The following is a 15,661-nucleotide window of genomic DNA, read 5'->3' on the forward strand; positions in this document are numbered from 1 at the left end:
CGCGCCGCCCCGGTCGCGCCGCCCGCCGGCGGCGCGACCGGGAACCTCACCTCGGCTTCCGCCGGTTCAGCTTGCCGGCGAACCGCCTTCACTCCACGGGCTCGACGTCGATCCCGAGCTCCGTGAGCAGGCCGCGGACGCGCCGCCGGATCTCGTCGCGGATCGGGCGGACGGCCGCTACCCCCTGCCCGGCGGGGTCGTCCAACTGCCAGTCCAGGTATCGCTTGCCGGGGAAGTAGGGGCAGGCGTCGCCGCACCCCATGGTGATCACCACGTCCGAGGCCTGCACCGCCTCCGTGGTGAGGATCTTCGGGACTTCGGCGGAGAGGTCGATGCCGGCCTCCCGCATGGCCTCCACCACGGCCGGGTTCACCGAGTCGGCGGGGGCGGACCCGGCCGAGCGGACCTGGACCCGGCCGGCGCCGAGATGCGTGAGGAAGGCGGCGGCCATCTGCGAGCGGCCGGCGTTGTGCACGCAGACGAACAGCACGGAGGGGACGGCGGAGGGTACGACGGGGGTGGTCATCGGGTCAGGGCGCCTTCTTCGGTGGAGCGGGCAGGAGCGGCGGCGCGCTGTCCGCCGCGGGGGAGGGGACCCTTTTCCGGGACCTCCTCCTGGTGCTCGGCGGCCGGACGGCCGAAGCAGAGAGCGGCCAGGCCGAGACCGGCGGCCGCACCGAGCAACTGCGCGGCCAGGAACGGCAGCACGGAGGCGGGGGCGATACCGGCGAAGGTGTCGGTGAACGCCCGGCCGACCGTGACGGCGGGGTTGGCGAAGCTGGTGGAGGAGGTGAACCAGTAGGCCGCGCCGATGTACGAGGCGACCAGCGGCGGCGCCAGGTGCGCGCGGCCGGTGCGGGTCAGGCCGAGGACGAGCCAGACCAGCCCGGCGGTGGCCACGACCTCGCCCAGCCACAGATGCCCGGCCCACCGGTCGTGGGTGGAGAACCGCACCAGCGGCCTGCCGAACATGGCGTCGGCGAGCACCGCGCCCGAGATCGCCCCCGCGACCTGGGCCGGGATGTACGCGCCGACCTCCCGCAGCGTGAGCGCCCCGCCCCCGCGGCGGCCGGTGCACCAGGCGGCGAGCGTGACCGCCGGATTGAAGTGCGCTCCGGACACCGGACCGAGGAGAGCGATCAGCACCCCGAGGCCGAAGACGGTGGCCAGGGAGTTGGCCAGCAGTTGCGTGCCCACGTCGCGGGTGAGCTCGGTGGCCTGGATGCCGGAGCCGACCACCACCGCGACCAGCGCGGCCGTACCGAGCCCCTCGACCGTCGCCCGCCGCAGGAGCGGAGCCGGGACGCTCACGCCGAGGCCTCGGCAGCGGCGGGGATCTGGAGGAGTCCGGACAGCTTCGTCAGGGCCTCGGGGAGGACCCAGTAGTACACCCAGGTCCCGCGTCGCTCGGAGCCGACCAGCCCGGCCTCCCGCAGCACCTTCAGATGGTGGGAGATCGTCGGCTGCGACACGTCGAACGGACCGATGAGGTCGCACACGCACGCCTCGCCACCCTCGTGGGAGGCGATCAACGACAGCAGGCGCAGCCGGATCGGGTCCGACAGCGCCTTGAACATCCGCGACAGCTCGGCCGCGGCCTCCTCGCCGAGCGGCTCACGGACCATCGGCGCACAGCACGCCGCGTCGTCCTGCCCGAGCACCGGCAGACCAGGTTGTTTCGACATCCCTCTATGTTGACAGTCATCCAATCCAATGCCAAGGTCGACTGTATCGACAGATGTCGAAACAAGCCTTGGGAGGCCGCCATGTCCCGTGTCCAGCTCGCCCTGCGCGTCGCCGATCTCGAAGCCTCGATCACCTTCTACTCCACGCTCTTCGGCACCGAGCCCGCCAAGCGACGCGAGGGCTACGCCAACTTCGCCCTCGCCGAGCCCCCGCTCAAGCTCGTCCTCATCGAGGGCGAGAGCGGCGAGGACACCCGCCTGGACCACCTCGGCGTCGAAGTCGCCACCACCGAGCAGGTCGGCGCGGCCGCCACACGCCTCGCGGACGCGGGCCTGGCGACGCGCGAGGAGAACGACACCTCCTGCTGCTACGCCGTCCAGGACAAGGTGTGGGTCACCGGCCCGGGCAAGGAGCCGTGGGAGGTCTACGTCGTCAAGGCCGACGCCGACACCCTCGGCAAGAGCGCCGACAGCGCCCCGGAAGCGTGCTGCGCGACCTGACCGGGCAGAGGACCTCGCCCGGCCCGAGAGGTACCTTCGTGCCCCCTCCACCTCGTACGGCCAGGAGCCCCCGATGAACCGACGTGTCCTGTTCGTCGCCCCCGGCATGAACGCTGCGCTGCGGCAGGCCCGGTTCGACGACGGCGCTCCCCTCGACGCCGCCGGGCGGGCCGCTGCCGAGACGGCGGCCGGTGCGCTGCCCGCGCCCGTCCGCGCGGTCGTCTCCGACAGCCGGCGATGCCGCGAGACCGCCGAGGCGCTGGGGCTCGGCTCCGTCACGGCACCCGCCGAACTGGCCCCACCGGCCCGGGGAACCTGGCGCGGCCGAACGCTCGCCGAGGTGTCCGAGGCGGAGCCCGAGGCGGTCGCCCGGTGGCTCGGCGACCCGGAGTTCGCCCCCGGCGGCGGCGAGTCGGTGACCGACGTGTGCGCCCGCGTGGCCCGATGGTTCGACACAGCCGCACCCGGTGACGGCCCCGTGGTGGCCGTAGCCGAACCGGACGTGGTGCGAGCCGCCGTCGTACACGCCCTGGGCGCGCCCGCGTCGGCGTTCTGGCGCTGCGACGTGGCGCCGTTGACCGTCACCGAGCTCAGCGGGCGCGGCGGACGCTGGAACGTACAGATGGGAAAGCCGCTGGGCCCGACCGGATCGACCGGCCGGGCCCCACGTACGGACTGAGCCGGTCAGTTCCCGGCCGGAACCGCCCCGGCGGCCTTCGGCCGGAGCAGCCGCTGGGCCAACTCCCCGAAGACGAGACCGAACCCGCTCCACAAGGTGACCTGGACGGCCAGCGCGGAGAGCCGGAACCGCCACAGCAGCGTGGCCGGGAAGTGCGCGGGCACGCCGTCGGCCGCGGGCAGCACGGCGTAGGCGATCCCGACCACGACGGCGAAGCCCAGCAGCGCGGCGACGGTGGCGTAGTAGGCGCCGATGCGAGGCGCCAGCCGCTTCCCGAGAATCGTCGCTCCGATCGCGAGAAGCACACTCAGCACGATCATCAGGAAGAACAGCGTGGTGCGCTGACCGATGGTGTCGGGGTTGCCGACGGCGGGCGGGGTGGCCGGGTACTTCAGGTACGGCACGACGTACACGGCCAGGAGCGCGCTGCCGGACAGCAGCAGCGCGGTGGCACGCGGGCCGAAACGGCCCACGCGACCGAGCGCGAAACAGTAGGCCAGGGCGGCGATCCCGCCGAAGGCGACGCCGTAGACGAGCATGCCGGTGGCGAGACCGGCGGTCGACTGCAGGCTCCGCGAGACGAGTTCGGCCTCCTCGCCGCCGTGTGCGTGTGCGGTGTGGGCCTCCTCGAAGGCGATGGCTCCGTCGACGTTCGGCTCACCGAGCCAGTAGGCGACGACCAGGGCGAGCACGCCGGCGGCCAGGCCGGCGAGCATGCCCCGAACGAGCAGATTGCGTACGGTGGTCGAGTTCATGAGCGCGCGGCTTCCCTACGGGTTCAGTGGCAGGGGAAGCCGAGCAGATGGCGGGCGTCGTGCACCCACTCATGAACCCCCGCGCCGCTGAACACGGAGGTGGCGCCCTGTTCGGCGCCGACGAAATACAGCAGGACGAGCATCAGGATGCCGAAGAACGCCGCCCAGGGGGCGATCGTCCTCAGCGGCAGTGTGGCCGGAAGAGCAGGCGTGTCGGCGGTCGGCTGGGCGACGTGCTGCGCCATGGCAGGGCCTCCTTCGGGAGTTCGCGTCCCGTCTCGGTGGTGCACTGGACGACCGTCACGGGTCTGACTCACGAGAGGCCCGAGGACCTTCCCGCACACAGTGGCGCGACCGTGCCGGACTCTCACCGGCTTCCGTCGACCGTCGTCGATATCGAACCGACCGTACCGCCTGACGGGTGCATGGCCAATAGCGGCCGGGGCCTCCGCGGCCTCGACAGAAGACAGAAGACAGAAGAGGGACGGCCGTGCAGACGGCCGCCCCTCTCGATCCGTTGGCGTCAGAACCTCGGCGTCAGAACTGCAGTGCCCAGGAGCTGATCCGGCCGGTGTCGTAGGTCGCGTTGTCCGTGACCCGGAGCTTCCACGTGCCGTTGGCGACCTCGGAGGAGGCATTGACGGTGTACGTGGTGTTGATGTTGTCCGCGCTGCCACCGGTGCCGAAGGCCTTCAGCGTGTACGCCGTCCCGTCGGGAGCGATCAGCTGGACCTGGAGGTCACCGATGTAGGTGTGGACGATGTTGACCGGCACCTGGAGGGTGGAGGGGGCGTTGCCGCTGACTCCGGTGACGGTGATCGGGGACTCCACGGTCGCGTTGTCGTTGATCGCGTAGCTCGTGGTGTTCTCGAAGCGGTCGCCGGTGGGCGGCGGTGTGGTGCCGCCGTCGCCGACGTTCAGGAGCTTGTTCGGCGAGCCGGTGCCGGGGCTGGTCACCACGTTCGGGGTGGCGGCCGTGGTGAGCGCCGAGGAGACCTGCGACGGGGTGGCCGTCGGGTTGGCGCCCAGGTAGAGGGCGGCGGCGCCGACGACGTGAGGGGTGGCCATCGACGTACCGGAGATGGTGTTGGTGGCCGTGTCGCTGGTGTTCCAGGACGACGTGATGGAGGAGCCCGGGGCGAAGATGTCCAGGATGCTGCCGTAGTTCGAGTAGCTCGCGCGGGCGTCGGAGGACGTGGTGGCGCCGACGGTGATGGCTTCGGCGACGCGGGCCGGCGAGTAGTTGGACGCGTCGGCGCCGTCGTTGCCGGCCGCGACGGCGTAGGTGACGCCGGAGGCGATCGAGCGGCGCACGGCGTCGTCGAGGACGGTGTCGACGCCGCCGCCGAGGCTCATGTTGGCGACGGCGGGCTTGACGGCGTTCTGGGTCACCCAGTCGATGCCGGCGACGACCTGGTCGGTGGTCCCGGAGCCGGAGTTGTCGAGGACGCGGACGCCGACGATCTTCGCCTTTTTGGCGACGCCGTACGAGTTGCCCGCGACCGTGCCGGCGACGTGGGTGCCGTGGCCGTGCCCGTCCTGCGCGGTGTTGTCGTTGTCGATCGCGTCGTAGCCGTAGGAGGCCCGGCCGCCGAAGTCGCTGTGGGTGATGCGGACGCCGGTGTCGATGATGTACGCCGTGACGCCCTGGCCCGCGCTGTCCGGGTAGGTGTAGCTCTGGTTGAGCGGCAGGGCCTTCTGGTCCAGCCGGTCCAGGCCCCAGGACGGCGGGGAGGGCTGCGTGCCGTCGACGTGGAAGACCCGGTTCTGGCTGACGGTCTCGACGGCCGGGTCGGCGGCCAGCTTCTTGGCCTGGGCGGGGGAGAGCTCGACCGAGTAGCCGTTGAGCGCGGCCGTGTAGGTCCGCTTGATCTTGGCGCCGAACTTCGTCGCCACCGCCCGGCCCTTCGCGGTCTCCGCCTGGGCGGCGGACTCGCGCAGGGTGACGATGTAGCTGTTGGCCACGGTGCCCTTCGCGCCGGCGTTCAGGACGACGCCTTCGGCGGACGTTCCGGCGGCCTGGGCCGGGAGGGCGGAGAGGGAGCCGAACGCGAGGGCCGCTACGGCTATGGCACCGGCTGCGGCACGTCTGCGCCGCCGATCACGCATCACGAACATGTGAGGGGTCCTCCTCATCGGTGGTGCGTTGCTGTGGGGGGTGTGCCGAGCCGGGCCTCTGGCGGGGCCGGTGGCCGGCGTACACCGATCGATACGGCAGACGACATGACAGAGGCATGACAAATAAATGCTGAGAGTGCCGCGCCCTTCGCCATCCCGGGCTGCCAGGCGAAAGATTGACTGATCCATAGGAATCCCGCAAGAGCGCCTGCCGTCGCGGCGGGCAGCGTCCCTTCGGGTGCGGGGTTCTCCGCAGGCCCTTCAACTTGCCTGCGGACAAGTGGAGTTGGGGGGCAGATTCAAGAGGTCGAGCGGAAGCGCACGGAAACCCCCGGGCCCGTGGACCCGGGGGTTCGGTCACGGCTAGGACCGGGTCATCTCCGGCCATCCCAGCTGGGCGACACGCGACTTACGGACATTCCCCGCCGCCTCCATGTCGCGGTACGCGCTGCGCTTCAGCCGCGCGGCCAACTGCTCCAGCGCGCGGGCGGCGGCCAGTTCGTCACCGATCTCGGCGACGTCGGTGTCGATGGGGTTGCACCGGGCGGTGCCGCTCCCCGTGAGATGCGCCGAACCGGTGTCGAGATCGACCCGCACCTCGGTCCGGCGATCCTCCTCCGACAGATGCAGGCGGGCGGTCCATTGGGCGGTGTGCGACATGGCGTCCCTCCAGAGATCTCGGGCTCAGCCGGCGGATGCGGCGCCCTCGCGCGCGGCCTCGCCGCCGGTCGGGGTCTCAGCCATGGCTGCCTCCCTGACCAGGGCGCCGGCGACCGGATGGCACCAGTCGGGCCTTGCTTCCATTGTCTCGCACCACCGAACACCGGCCCCTCTCTCCGCATCCACGGAGCCCGTCAGTCGACCGCATCCCCCGAGCGCCGGCCCCGACCGCCCTCGGCCCCGCCGCGCCCTGTCGTACGGAACCGCGCGCGGTACGCCGAGGGTGTCACTCCCAGATGGCGCAGGAACACCCGGCGCAGCGTCTCGTCGCTGCCCAGGCCGCTGAGGCGGGCTGTCGCGGTCACCGTCTCGCCCGCGTCGAGCAGGGCCCGCGCGGCTTCCAGGCGGACCGACTCGACGTAGCCGCCCGGAGTGTCACCGATCTCGTCGTGGAAGAGCCGGGTGAGATGGCGGCTGCTGAGGCCCGCCCGGCGGGCGAGTTCCGGCAGCGAGTGGTCGGCCGCGGGGTCGGCGTCGATCGACCTGAGGAGCGCGGTGAGGCCGTCGTGACGTGACGCGGGGGTGCGCGTCGCCACGGAGAACTGGGACTGCCCGCCCGGACGCTGGAGGAAGACAACCAGGTCGCGGGCCACCTCGCGGGCCAGATCAGGCCCTTCGTCGGCCTCGACGAGAGCCAGGGCCAGGTCGAGACCCGCGCTCACGCCCGCCGAGGTGAAGATCCGCCCGTCCCGCACGAAGATGGCGTCGGCGTCGACCTCGACGCCGGGGTGGCGCTGTGCCAGCGTCGCCGTGTGCCGCCAGTGCGTGGTGGCGCGCCGGTCGCGCAGCAGTCCCGCCTCGGCGAGCGCGAAGGCACCCGTGCACACGGACGCGGTGCGCCAGGACGCGGAGTGGAGCGCGCGGACCGCGTCGATCAGTCCGTCCGGCACCTGCCGGGGGAGAGCGGGGGAGCCGGGCACGATCGACGTGTGGACCCGCCCCGTGAGCCCGTCGACCGGCTCCGTGAGCAGCCGGGTCCCGGCCGAGGTGGTGACGGGGCCGCCGTGCGGGGACAGCAGCACCACCTCGTAGCGGGCCCCCAGGTCGGCCGCCGTGCTGAACACCTCCAGCGGAGCCGTCACGTCGAGCAGCCGCACACCGTCGTACGCGAGGACACAGACGAGGCGGCGGAGAGGGCGACGGAGAGGACGACGCACGGGGCGCTCTCGAGTGCTCATCTCCCCAGGCTAGCGCCACGCCATGGCCATATCTGTGGGGTTCACGTCCACAAGGACATGGTGCGGGCCCGCGCGCGGACGGCAGCCTGAAGGCATCGCAACAGCAGTCCAGCAACGGGCCAGCAACCGACCAGGAGCCGACCGTGACCACACCACGCACACGCATCGCCGACATCGAGATCCCCGACAGCGCGCTCGCCCGGGAGGCGACGGAACTGGTCCGCGACACCGCGGGCGCGCTGCTCTACGACCATTCGCGCCGCGTCTACCTTTTCGGCGCCCTGCGCGGCCGTCGGCGCGGTCTGGACTTCGACCCGGAACTCCTCTACGTGGCCGCGCTGTTCCACGATCTCGGGCTGACCCAGAAGTACGCGACCTCGGAACAGCGCTTCGAGATCGACGGAGCCGACGCGGCCCGCGACTTCCTGACGCGTCACGGACTGCCCCCCGAGCGCGCCCGCACGGCATGGACCGCGATCGCCCTGCACACGACGCCGGAGATCCCGTACCACATGGAGCCCGAGGTGGCCCTGGTCACCGCGGGCGTCGAAGTCGACGTCCTGGGGCTCGGGTTCGACGAGACCACGCAGGAGCAGCGCGACGCGGTCGTGGCCGCGCATCCGCGCCCGGACTTCAAGCGCCGGATCCTGGAGGCGTTCACCGAGGGCATCGCGCACCGGCCCGCCACCGCGTTCGGCAACGTCAAGGCCGACGTCCTCGCCCGCTTCTCGCCGGGATTCGTACGCACCGACTTCGTGACCGTCATCGAGAACTCGGGGTGGTCGCAGTGAGCTCTTCCCCTGACACCCCGAACCGGCCGACCACCCCGATCCGCCCTCCCGTACCGCCGTTCAGCGCGGCGGACGCCGTGGCCAAGGTGCAGGCGGCCGAGGACGCGTGGAACACGCGCGACCCCGACCGCGTCGCGCTCGCCTACACACCGGACTCCGTATGGCGCAACCGCGACACCTTCCTGACCGGCCGGGACGAGATCCGCGCCTTTCTCACCGCGAAGTGGGAACGGGAACTCGACTACGCCCTGCGCAAGGAACTGTGGGCCTTCGGCGACGACCGCATCGCGGTGCGCTTCCAGTACGAGTGGCGGGACGCGGCCGGCGGCCACTGGCGCTCCTACGGCAATGAGCTGTGGGAGTTCGACGCCCACGGCCTGATGCGCCGGCGCGAGGCAAGCATCAACGACGTGCCGATCCGGGCCCACGAGCGCAGGATCCATGGTCCCCGCCCGCCCCAGGAGCACGGAGCCGCGCTTTCCCTGGCCTGAGGGAACCGCTGAACCGACCTGCTTCGGCTCCGCTCCCCGGACCGGCCGGTCTCAGCCTTCGAGGACCGCGATCGCCTCGGCCAGCCATGCCTTCTCCTCGGTGCCCGTGGCGCGGGCGATGCGCAACATGCCCTGACGGAACAGATCGGGCGTCTCCTCGGCCCGTACCGGCTTGCCGTCGCGGTAGAAGAAGCTCGCCGGAGTGTCGAGGAAGTCCTGCCGGCGGCGCAGGACCGCGGCCTGTTCCGCCCGATCGGGGAGGTGGCGCAGGAACGAGAGCAGCGTGAAGAAGCGCTGCCCGTCGGTGATTTCGACGTCCTTGGGGTGGCGGAGCCGGGCCTGGAGTTCGGCGCGGCCCGCCTCGGTGAGGGAGAGGATCCGCCGGGGCGCCGCACCGCTTCCGGGCTCGGTGCGCTGCTCGACGAGCCCGGCCTTCACCAGCCGGGTGATGGCCGGGTAGAGCGCGCCGTCACTGACCGGGCGAATGTGCCCGCTGAGGCCCTGGATGCGGGCCTTCAGTTCGTATCCGTGCAGGGGCTCCTCGTAGAGGAAACCCAGAATCGACAGCTCCAGCACGCGGCCGAACCCCTTCCCGCTCGTAGCCGACCCTTGCCCGTTCCGTGCGAGCATGCTACCTCTTTTAGCTATGCCTCGATTCGGGGTACAGCGAAAAGAGGGGGAGCGGTCGTGGAGTCAGTCGTGGAGACAGGCGCGGAGGCGACAGAGCACCGGCGCAGGCTGGTGTCACTGGCGTACCCGGTCTACTTCGAACTGCTCGCGGGCGTCACCGCCGGGATCATCAACATGGTCTGGGTCGCGAGGCTCGGCGCGGAGTCCGTCGCCGCGGTGGCCGTCGCCACCAACCTGGAGAACCTGCTGCTCGGCGTCATCCTCGTCGCCGGGTCGGGCATGACCGTGCTGGTCGCACGGGCCAGAGGCGCGGAGGATCCGGCAGCGCTGCGCTCCGCCGTGCGCGGCGGCTGGACCCTGTGGGCGATCGTCACCCCCGTCGTCGCCATCGGCGGATTCCTGTGCCGCGAGCCGCTCGCCCGACTCGTACTAGGAGCAGGCGACGACGGCTCGCTCCCTCTCGCCACCGGCTACTTCTCGATCGCACTGCCGGGCATCGCGGTGTTCTACGCGACCAACGTCATCGACGGCATCCTCAAAGGCGCGGGCGACACCCGCACCCCCATGAGACTCGCCCTGCTCGCCAACGGACTGATCCTCGCTCTGGACCCCCTGCTCATCCTCGGCCTCGACCTCGGCGTCCGTGGCGCCGCGATCGCCACGGTCCTGGGCCGCACGGCCGCACTGGCCTGCGGACTCGTGGCGCTCCGCCGCAACGCCGTCCTGCGCCGGGCGGCCACGGCCCCGACGGACCGGACCCGGTCACGCGGATCCGACGCCCGCGAGGTCGCCCGCACCGGACTGCCCATGTCGGCCGACTTCGTCATCCGGATGACCGGCGCCCTCGTCCTCGTCGCCGTCGTCGCCCGGATCGGCGTCACCGAAGTCGCCGCCTACGGCATCGCGACCAAGGCCATGTACGTGGCGACCATGGCCTTCTACGCGGTACGCCAGGCCGCCGCCATCCGCACCTCCCACCTGCTCGGCACCGGCCACGACGCACGACGGGCCATCGGGCGACAGGCGCTGCTCCTCGGCGGGGCACTCGGACTCACGGCCGCCCTGCCCCTGCTCGCCGCCGGCCCCTGGGTCATGCGGGCGTTCGGCAGCGAAGGCGCCGTGGCCGCGGCCGGCACCCTCTACCTGCGCTCACTGGGCCCGTACCTGGTACTGCTCGCCTGCTTCATCGCCCTGGGCGGGGTGTTCGAAGGCAGCGGCGACAGCCCCGCCCTCGCCCGCATCACCACCTGCGGCGTACTGCTCCAACTGGCCCTCGCGTACGCCCTGTCGGGGGCGGGACTGCCCGGCATCTGCGCGGCCATGGCGGCGTCCATGGCCCTGCAGTGCGCGGCCGTCGCCAGGATGTACCGGCGCACCACACCCACGCAGCCGTCCACCTCCCCGGGCGCTACTCGGCCGACGACGACACCTTGGCGGGCGTCATCGGCCCGGCGGGGGCGGCCCTCCCGTAGGTGACCCGCCGCACCAGCACCTCGAACGGGCCACGCCGCCCCTGCCGTTGCATGTGGTGGGCCACCAGCACGGTCACACACCAGGTGGCCGTGGCCAGGAGCGCCGTAGCGGTGACGGTCAGCTTCCCGGAGAGGTCCAGCAGGAACGGGGTGAACACCACCGCCCACACCACCGACTGCGCGAGATAGCAGGTCATCGACCGCTGGCCGACAGCGGCGACCGCGTTCACCAGGCGCCCCCGCCGTGAAGCGACCCTCGCCGCGACCAGAGCCACCAGCGCCGCGTACCCGAACCCGCCGAGGACACCCGTGGCGTCATGCAGCGGCCCGACCACCTCCAGCGCCTGCCGCCCGGGGACATCGACGACCCCGGCAGCCATCAGCGCGGCGGGCTGAGCACCGAGCGCCGCGCTGCCGATCCCGACCACGGCCACGACCCGCAGGAGGGTCCGGTACCTTTCGGTCTCCTCCAGCACGCGCCGCCGCCCCGCCCACAGCCCGACCGCCAACGGGCACAGGAACCCGATCGGCCCGAGCAGCGCCACCACCGGCGCGACCTCCAGCCGAGCCGCGAACATCGTGCCCACGTCCGCGGGCAGCATCGACGGGTCCGGCGGATCGCCGCTCACCGCCGACGAGCCGGCGCTGGGCAGCGACGTCAGCACGAAGAACAGCAAGGCGGTCAGGAGCAGCCAACGGTCCTTCCAGCGCACCATCCAGGCACCCGCGAACAGCAGCACTCCATATGCGGCCAGAATGTCACCGACGTACAAGAGCATCGCGTGCGCGGTCCCCACGACGACCAGGGCCAGGCCGCGCCGCCACAGCAGCCGCCGTACGTCCCGAGGCCGGGACGCGGCCTGCCGGCGCACGATGTGCGCCACCCCGTACCCGAAGAGCAGACCGAACATCGGGAACGCGCGACCGTCGACGAACGTGGAGATCGTCCAGGTGGTGACCGAGTCGACCGCGGACCCGCCCTGCGGAAAGCCCCCGAAGATCCGCGAACCCCGCAGGAAGTAGTGGGAGTTGGCCACCGCGATGAACAGCAGCATGAAGCCGCGCGCCAGATCCGGAGCGAGCGCCCGCCCCGCCGGATTCGTCGGTCCGGACCTCTCCGTCGTCATGCCCCCAGTCAAGGCCGCGCCCTGCCCGTGCGGCGTCGGCCGATCGTCTACCGCGCACCGACTTCTGTCTACGACCCCTACAGGCCGTGGGCACCGCGCAGGGCCTGGACGGTGGGGCCGAGCTCGGCATCGGCGGCAAAGGTGTTGAGCACCGAGGAGAGCACTTCCGCGTAGGTCGCGCACGCGTCCTGATAGCGCCGCCGGCCGTCCTCGGTGATGACCGCGTAGACGCCACGCTTGTCCGACGGGCACAGGTCCTTGTACGCGTATCCGGCCTTCTCCAGCCGTGCCACCAGGCGCGTCACCGACGACTGGCTGAGGCCGACGCTCTCGGCGAGATCCTGCATGCGCAGTTCGTCCTTGTCGGCACGGTGGAGGTTCTCCAAGGAGCGGAACTCCGACAGGCTGATGCCGTGACGGCGCTGCAGCGCCTGGGACAACTCCCGCTCCACACGCCCGAAGAGCGTGACGGCACGGCTCCACAGCGCCTGGTCGGAGGCGTAGGCCGGTGCGGGCTGTGACGTCTTCATGAGTGCCTCCTCGGCGGCGGTTGACAACAGAGTACATGCACATACAAGCTTCTCCACGTCCCGCCGGTTCACCTCGGGGCGCCTCGCGACCTCAAAACATTTGCACGTACAAGCAAATAGCTGGAACTGCTTCCGAGTGAAAGGTCTTCTGTCATGCACTGGATCTACCTGGCCATCGCCGTCGTCTTCGAGATCACCGTGGCGCTCTCGGCAGGCAAGGCCGAGGGATTCACCAACCGGAAGTGGACCGCGGCGACGCTGATCAGCGGCGCGCTGGCGACCTTCGCGCTCAGCAAGGCGCTCCTGACGTTCAACGTCGGTGTCGGGTACGCGCTGTGGACCTCGGTGGCCGGCGTCGGCATCACGCTGCTGGGCGCCCTGCTCTTCGGCCAGCGCCTGAACTGGGGCAAGGCTCTGGGAATCCTCGCGGTGATCGGCGGGGTCGTGGGCCTCCAGCTCAGTGGCGGCGCCTGACCTCTGCCCCTTTCCGACCGGCCGCCCCTGACCTACCGCTCCCCTCCTCCGCCCCGAAAGGACCCCGCTCCCATGTCCTCCACCACCGCGCCCACTGCCCCGTCCACCACCCGCTCCTGGACCATGCTCCTGCTCGCCGGAGGCTTCGAAGTCGTCTACGCCCTCGCCGTGGGCGGCAGCGAAGGCTTCTCCGTACTGACCTGGTCACTGGTCGGCATCGTGTTCTTCCTCCTGACCCTCTGGGCGCTGAGCCAGGCGCTGCGCACCATCGACGTCGGCATCGGCTACGCCGTGTGGGCCGGAATCGGAGCGGTCGGCGCGGCCGTGCTCGGCCCGGTCTTCTTCGACGAGACCCTCAGCGGCGTGCAGTACCTGTGGCTCGGCCTGATCATCGCCGGCGTCATCATCCTCAAGCTCGCCGACAAGCCCTCCACGCCCAAGACCGCGACGGACCGGCCGCAGCAGACCCAGCCCGCCCAGCAGACCCAGCCCGCCAACGCCTGACTCGACGCCACAACTGCTTGCCTCCCCATCACCCCGCCCCCCCCGGCGGAGCCAGGGCCCGCCTCAGGCTCTGCCCCGGGGGGCTTTCGTGAATGTTGCGGATTCCTGTGTCATCCATGTCGGCGCGTATCGGCCCGTTGCGCGGCCTTGTCGTTCCCGTGAAGAGCGAGTGCGCAAATCCCTCATGAGTGGCCCAACCCCCTTTTGTTTCGCGTGACATGTGCGCGACGGACTGGGAGTGTCCCTGCCCATCAAGGCGATAGGCCTTGCACCGATGGGCGGCGACCCCGCCCAACTCCCCATGAGCCTCTGGAGAACCACATGTCCTCGCTCTCCCCCACACGCGGCACGGCACGGCGTCTCGCCCTCATCTCAGGCGCCGCCGTCCTCACCGGCACGCTGCTCGCCACCGGCGTCGCCACCGCGTCCGCGGGCGCCGCTCCGGAGCACCGCGCCGGCACCTCCGCCGCGGCCACCGCCTCGTCGATCGGCCTCGGCGCCAAGGAGAAGCTGGTCGTCAAGGACGTCGTCAAGGACACCGACGGCACGGTCCACACCCGCTACGAGCGCACCTACGCCGGCCTCCCCGTCCTGGGCGGCGACCTCATCGTCCACCGCGCCGCCGACGGCGCCGTCAAGAACGTCACCAAGGCGGTCAAGGCCACCATCAAGGTCGCCTCGCTCACCCCGAAGCTGACCCCGACCACCGCCAGGTCCGCCGCCGTCAAGGCCGCCAAGGCCGCGAGAAACTCCGATTCCGCCACCGACGAGGCGCCCCGCAAGGTCATCTGGGCCGCCGACGGCAAGCCCGTCCTCGCCTACGAGACCCTCGTCAGCGGTACCCAGAAGGACGGCGTCACCCCGAGCCGGCTGCGCGTCGTCACCGACGCCGACACCGGCAAGAAGCTCTACGAGCAGCAGCTCATCGACGACATAGCCGACGGCTTCACGGCCGAGGCAGCCGCCTCCAAGGGCGCCTCCGCCAAGCCGGGCAGCCCCCAGGTCGGCGCGGTCGGCACCGGCGCCAGCCAGTACGCGGGCACGGTCCCGCTCAACACGAGCACGTCGTCGAAGGGCTACGACCTCGTCGACACCGTGCGCGGCGGCTCCAGCACCGTCGACTTCCAGCACCGCACGGGCGGCAAGGGCGTCCTGTTCTCCGACGCGGACAACGCCTGGGGCGACGGCACCCCCGGCAACAACCAGACCGCCGCCGTCGACGCCGCCTACGGAGCCGCCAAGACCTGGGACTTCTACAAGGACGTCCTGCACCGCAACGGCATCAAGAACGACGGCCGGGCCCCCGTCTCCCGAGTCCACTACGGCAACGCCTACCAGAACGCCTTCTGGGACGACCAGTCCTTCACCATCACCTACGGCGACGGCGCGAGCAACCAGCACCCGCTGACCCAACTCGACGTCGCCGGCCACGAGTTCAGCCACGGCGTCACGTCCGCCACCGCCGGCCTGCAGTACTCCGGCGAGTCCGGCGGCCTGAACGAGGCCACCTCGGACATCTTCGGCACCGCCGTGGAGTGGAACGCGAACAACGCCCAGGACCCCGGCGACTACCTGCTCGGCGAGAAGATCGACATCTTCGGCACCGGCAAGCCGCTGCGCTACCAGGACCAGCCCAGCAAGGACGGCCGCGGCTCGGCCGACTACTGGAGCGCCGGCGTCGGCAACCTCGACGTGCACTACTCCTCCGGCGTCGCCAACCACTTCTTCTACCTGCTGTCCGAAGGCAGCGGCGCCAAGGACATCAACGGCGTGCACTACAACAGCCCGACCGTGGACGGCTCCACCGTCACCGGCATCGGCCGCGACAAGGCCGTACAGATCTGGTACAAGGCCCTGACCACGTACTTCACCTCCACCACCGACTACCACGGCGCGCGCGAGGGCACGCTGAAGGCCGCCGCCGACCTCTACGGCGCGGGCAGCCCCGAGGCCAAGGCCGTCGACGCCGCCTGGGCGGGGGTGAACGTCAAGGCGTGACCCGTACG

19 protein-coding genes and 1 riboswitch are annotated in these 15,661 nt (G+C 71.2%); of the genes, 8 read left to right on the forward strand and 11 right to left on the reverse strand.

From position 1 onward, the window contains the following. Nucleotides 1–88 precede the first annotated feature (88 nt). The 3 genes from ACZ4E1_RS35470 to ACZ4E1_RS35480 are packed head-to-tail and all read right to left on the reverse strand — an operon-like array spanning nucleotide 89 to nucleotide 1,685. Complete coding sequence (locus tag ACZ4E1_RS35470) at nucleotides 89–526, reverse strand: arsenate reductase ArsC (RefSeq protein ID WP_467547312.1); 438 nt, start codon at nucleotides 524–526, stop codon at nucleotides 89–91. After that, the gene (locus ACZ4E1_RS35475) at nucleotides 523–1,311 is read right to left on the reverse strand and encodes an aquaporin (RefSeq protein WP_467547314.1); all 789 of its coding nucleotides are present in this window, start codon (nucleotides 1,309–1,311) and stop codon (nucleotides 523–525) included. The genes ACZ4E1_RS35470 and ACZ4E1_RS35475 overlap by 4 nt, the downstream gene beginning before the upstream one ends. Further along, nucleotides 1,308–1,685, reverse strand: coding sequence for an ArsR/SmtB family transcription factor (locus ACZ4E1_RS35480; protein ID WP_467547316.1), 378 nt, complete (start codon nucleotides 1,683–1,685; stop codon nucleotides 1,308–1,310). Before ACZ4E1_RS35480 ends, ACZ4E1_RS35475 begins: the two co-directional genes overlap by 4 nt. 81 nt (nucleotides 1,686–1,766) lie before the next feature. Between ACZ4E1_RS35480 and ACZ4E1_RS35485 the strand changes: the two genes are divergently transcribed. Together ACZ4E1_RS35485 and ACZ4E1_RS35490 are read left to right on the forward strand one after the other, a co-directional pair. Beyond that, complete coding sequence (locus tag ACZ4E1_RS35485) at nucleotides 1,767–2,186, forward strand: ArsI/CadI family heavy metal resistance metalloenzyme (protein ID WP_467547318.1); 420 nt, start codon at nucleotides 1,767–1,769, stop codon at nucleotides 2,184–2,186. Between the two features lie 73 nt (nucleotides 2,187–2,259). Further along, nucleotides 2,260–2,865 (forward strand): histidine phosphatase family protein, encoded by a 606-nt coding sequence (locus ACZ4E1_RS35490; RefSeq protein WP_467547320.1) that lies wholly within the window; start codon nucleotides 2,260–2,262, stop codon nucleotides 2,863–2,865. Nucleotides 2,866–2,870: 5 nt separating this feature from the next. Here the strand turns inward: ACZ4E1_RS35490 and ACZ4E1_RS35495 are convergent, their stop codons facing one another. From ACZ4E1_RS35495 to ACZ4E1_RS35515, 5 genes are all read right to left on the reverse strand, one after another. Further along, nucleotides 2,871–3,620 carry a CbtA family protein gene (locus ACZ4E1_RS35495; protein ID WP_467547322.1) on the reverse strand — a complete coding sequence of 250 codons (750 nt, stop codon included), beginning with the start codon at nucleotides 3,618–3,620 and terminating at the stop codon, nucleotides 2,871–2,873. A gap of 23 nt (nucleotides 3,621–3,643) precedes the next feature. After that, nucleotides 3,644–3,865 (reverse strand): CbtB domain-containing protein, encoded by a 222-nt coding sequence (locus tag ACZ4E1_RS35500; protein WP_384625797.1) that lies wholly within the window; start codon nucleotides 3,863–3,865, stop codon nucleotides 3,644–3,646. 37 nt (nucleotides 3,866–3,902) lie between these two features. Then, nucleotides 3,903–4,041: riboswitch (cobalamin riboswitch) on the reverse strand. Nucleotides 4,042–4,157: 116 nt separating this feature from the next. Next, a complete protein-coding gene (locus tag ACZ4E1_RS35505; RefSeq protein ID WP_467547324.1) occupies nucleotides 4,158–5,738 on the reverse strand; it encodes a S8 family peptidase in 1,581 nt (526 codons plus the stop codon). Nucleotides 5,739–6,101: 363 nt separating this feature from the next. Next, on the reverse strand, nucleotides 6,102–6,398 hold the full coding sequence (locus ACZ4E1_RS35510) for a dsRBD fold-containing protein (protein WP_467547326.1): 297 nt from the start codon (nucleotides 6,396–6,398) through the stop codon (nucleotides 6,102–6,104). A 194-nt stretch (nucleotides 6,399–6,592) separates the two neighbouring features. Further along, the gene (locus ACZ4E1_RS35515) at nucleotides 6,593–7,636 is read right to left on the reverse strand and encodes a GlxA family transcriptional regulator (RefSeq protein WP_467547328.1); all 1,044 of its coding nucleotides are present in this window, start codon (nucleotides 7,634–7,636) and stop codon (nucleotides 6,593–6,595) included. Nucleotides 7,637–7,779: 143 nt separating this feature from the next. Here ACZ4E1_RS35515 and ACZ4E1_RS35520 point away from each other — a divergent pair, with 143 nt between their 5' ends. Beyond that, entirely contained in the window at nucleotides 7,780–8,427 is a 648-nt protein-coding gene (locus ACZ4E1_RS35520) for an HD domain-containing protein (RefSeq protein ID WP_467547330.1), read from the forward strand. Beyond that, entirely contained in the window at nucleotides 8,424–8,918 is a 495-nt protein-coding gene (locus tag ACZ4E1_RS35525) for a nuclear transport factor 2 family protein (RefSeq protein ID WP_467547332.1), read from the forward strand. The genes ACZ4E1_RS35520 and ACZ4E1_RS35525 overlap by 4 nt, the downstream gene beginning before the upstream one ends. A 51-nt stretch (nucleotides 8,919–8,969) precedes the next feature. On the opposite strand, the gene ACZ4E1_RS35530 is transcribed toward ACZ4E1_RS35525, so the two are convergent. After that, nucleotides 8,970–9,494, reverse strand: coding sequence for a PadR family transcriptional regulator (locus tag ACZ4E1_RS35530; RefSeq protein WP_467547334.1), 525 nt, complete (start codon nucleotides 9,492–9,494; stop codon nucleotides 8,970–8,972). 123 nt (nucleotides 9,495–9,617) lie between these two features. On the opposite strand from ACZ4E1_RS35530, the gene ACZ4E1_RS35535 reads away from it, so the two are divergent. Beyond that, nucleotides 9,618–11,024, forward strand: coding sequence for an MATE family efflux transporter (locus ACZ4E1_RS35535; RefSeq protein WP_467547336.1), 1,407 nt, complete (start codon nucleotides 9,618–9,620; stop codon nucleotides 11,022–11,024). On the opposite strand, the gene ACZ4E1_RS35540 is transcribed toward ACZ4E1_RS35535, so the two are convergent. Together ACZ4E1_RS35540 and ACZ4E1_RS35545 are read right to left on the reverse strand one after the other, a co-directional pair. Further along, nucleotides 10,957–12,147, reverse strand: a complete 1,191-nt coding sequence (locus tag ACZ4E1_RS35540) for a DUF418 domain-containing protein (protein WP_467547338.1) — start codon at nucleotides 12,145–12,147, stop codon at nucleotides 10,957–10,959. The genes ACZ4E1_RS35535 and ACZ4E1_RS35540 overlap by 68 nt on opposite strands. Nucleotides 12,148–12,224: 77 nt before the next feature. After that, nucleotides 12,225–12,677 carry a MarR family winged helix-turn-helix transcriptional regulator gene (locus tag ACZ4E1_RS35545; protein WP_467547340.1) on the reverse strand — a complete coding sequence of 151 codons (453 nt, stop codon included), beginning with the start codon at nucleotides 12,675–12,677 and terminating at the stop codon, nucleotides 12,225–12,227. A gap of 153 nt (nucleotides 12,678–12,830) precedes the next feature. Between ACZ4E1_RS35545 and ACZ4E1_RS35550 the strand changes: the two genes are divergently transcribed. The 3 genes from ACZ4E1_RS35550 (at nucleotide 12,831) to ACZ4E1_RS35560 (ending at nucleotide 15,653) form a co-directional block, all read left to right on the forward strand. Beyond that, the gene (locus tag ACZ4E1_RS35550; RefSeq protein WP_467547342.1) at nucleotides 12,831–13,151 is read left to right on the forward strand and encodes a DMT family transporter; all 321 of its coding nucleotides are present in this window, start codon (nucleotides 12,831–12,833) and stop codon (nucleotides 13,149–13,151) included. A 72-nt stretch (nucleotides 13,152–13,223) separates the two neighbouring features. Further along, nucleotides 13,224–13,655: a DMT family transporter gene (locus tag ACZ4E1_RS35555; RefSeq protein WP_467547344.1), complete on the forward strand. Its 432-nt coding sequence runs from the start codon at nucleotides 13,224–13,226 to the stop codon at nucleotides 13,653–13,655. 321 nt (nucleotides 13,656–13,976) lie between these two features. After that, complete coding sequence (locus ACZ4E1_RS35560) at nucleotides 13,977–15,653, forward strand: M4 family metallopeptidase (RefSeq protein ID WP_467547346.1); 1,677 nt, start codon at nucleotides 13,977–13,979, stop codon at nucleotides 15,651–15,653. Nucleotides 15,654–15,661: the final 8 nt, after the last annotated feature.

The organism is Streptomyces sp. NPDC025806 (assembly GCF_055558275.1).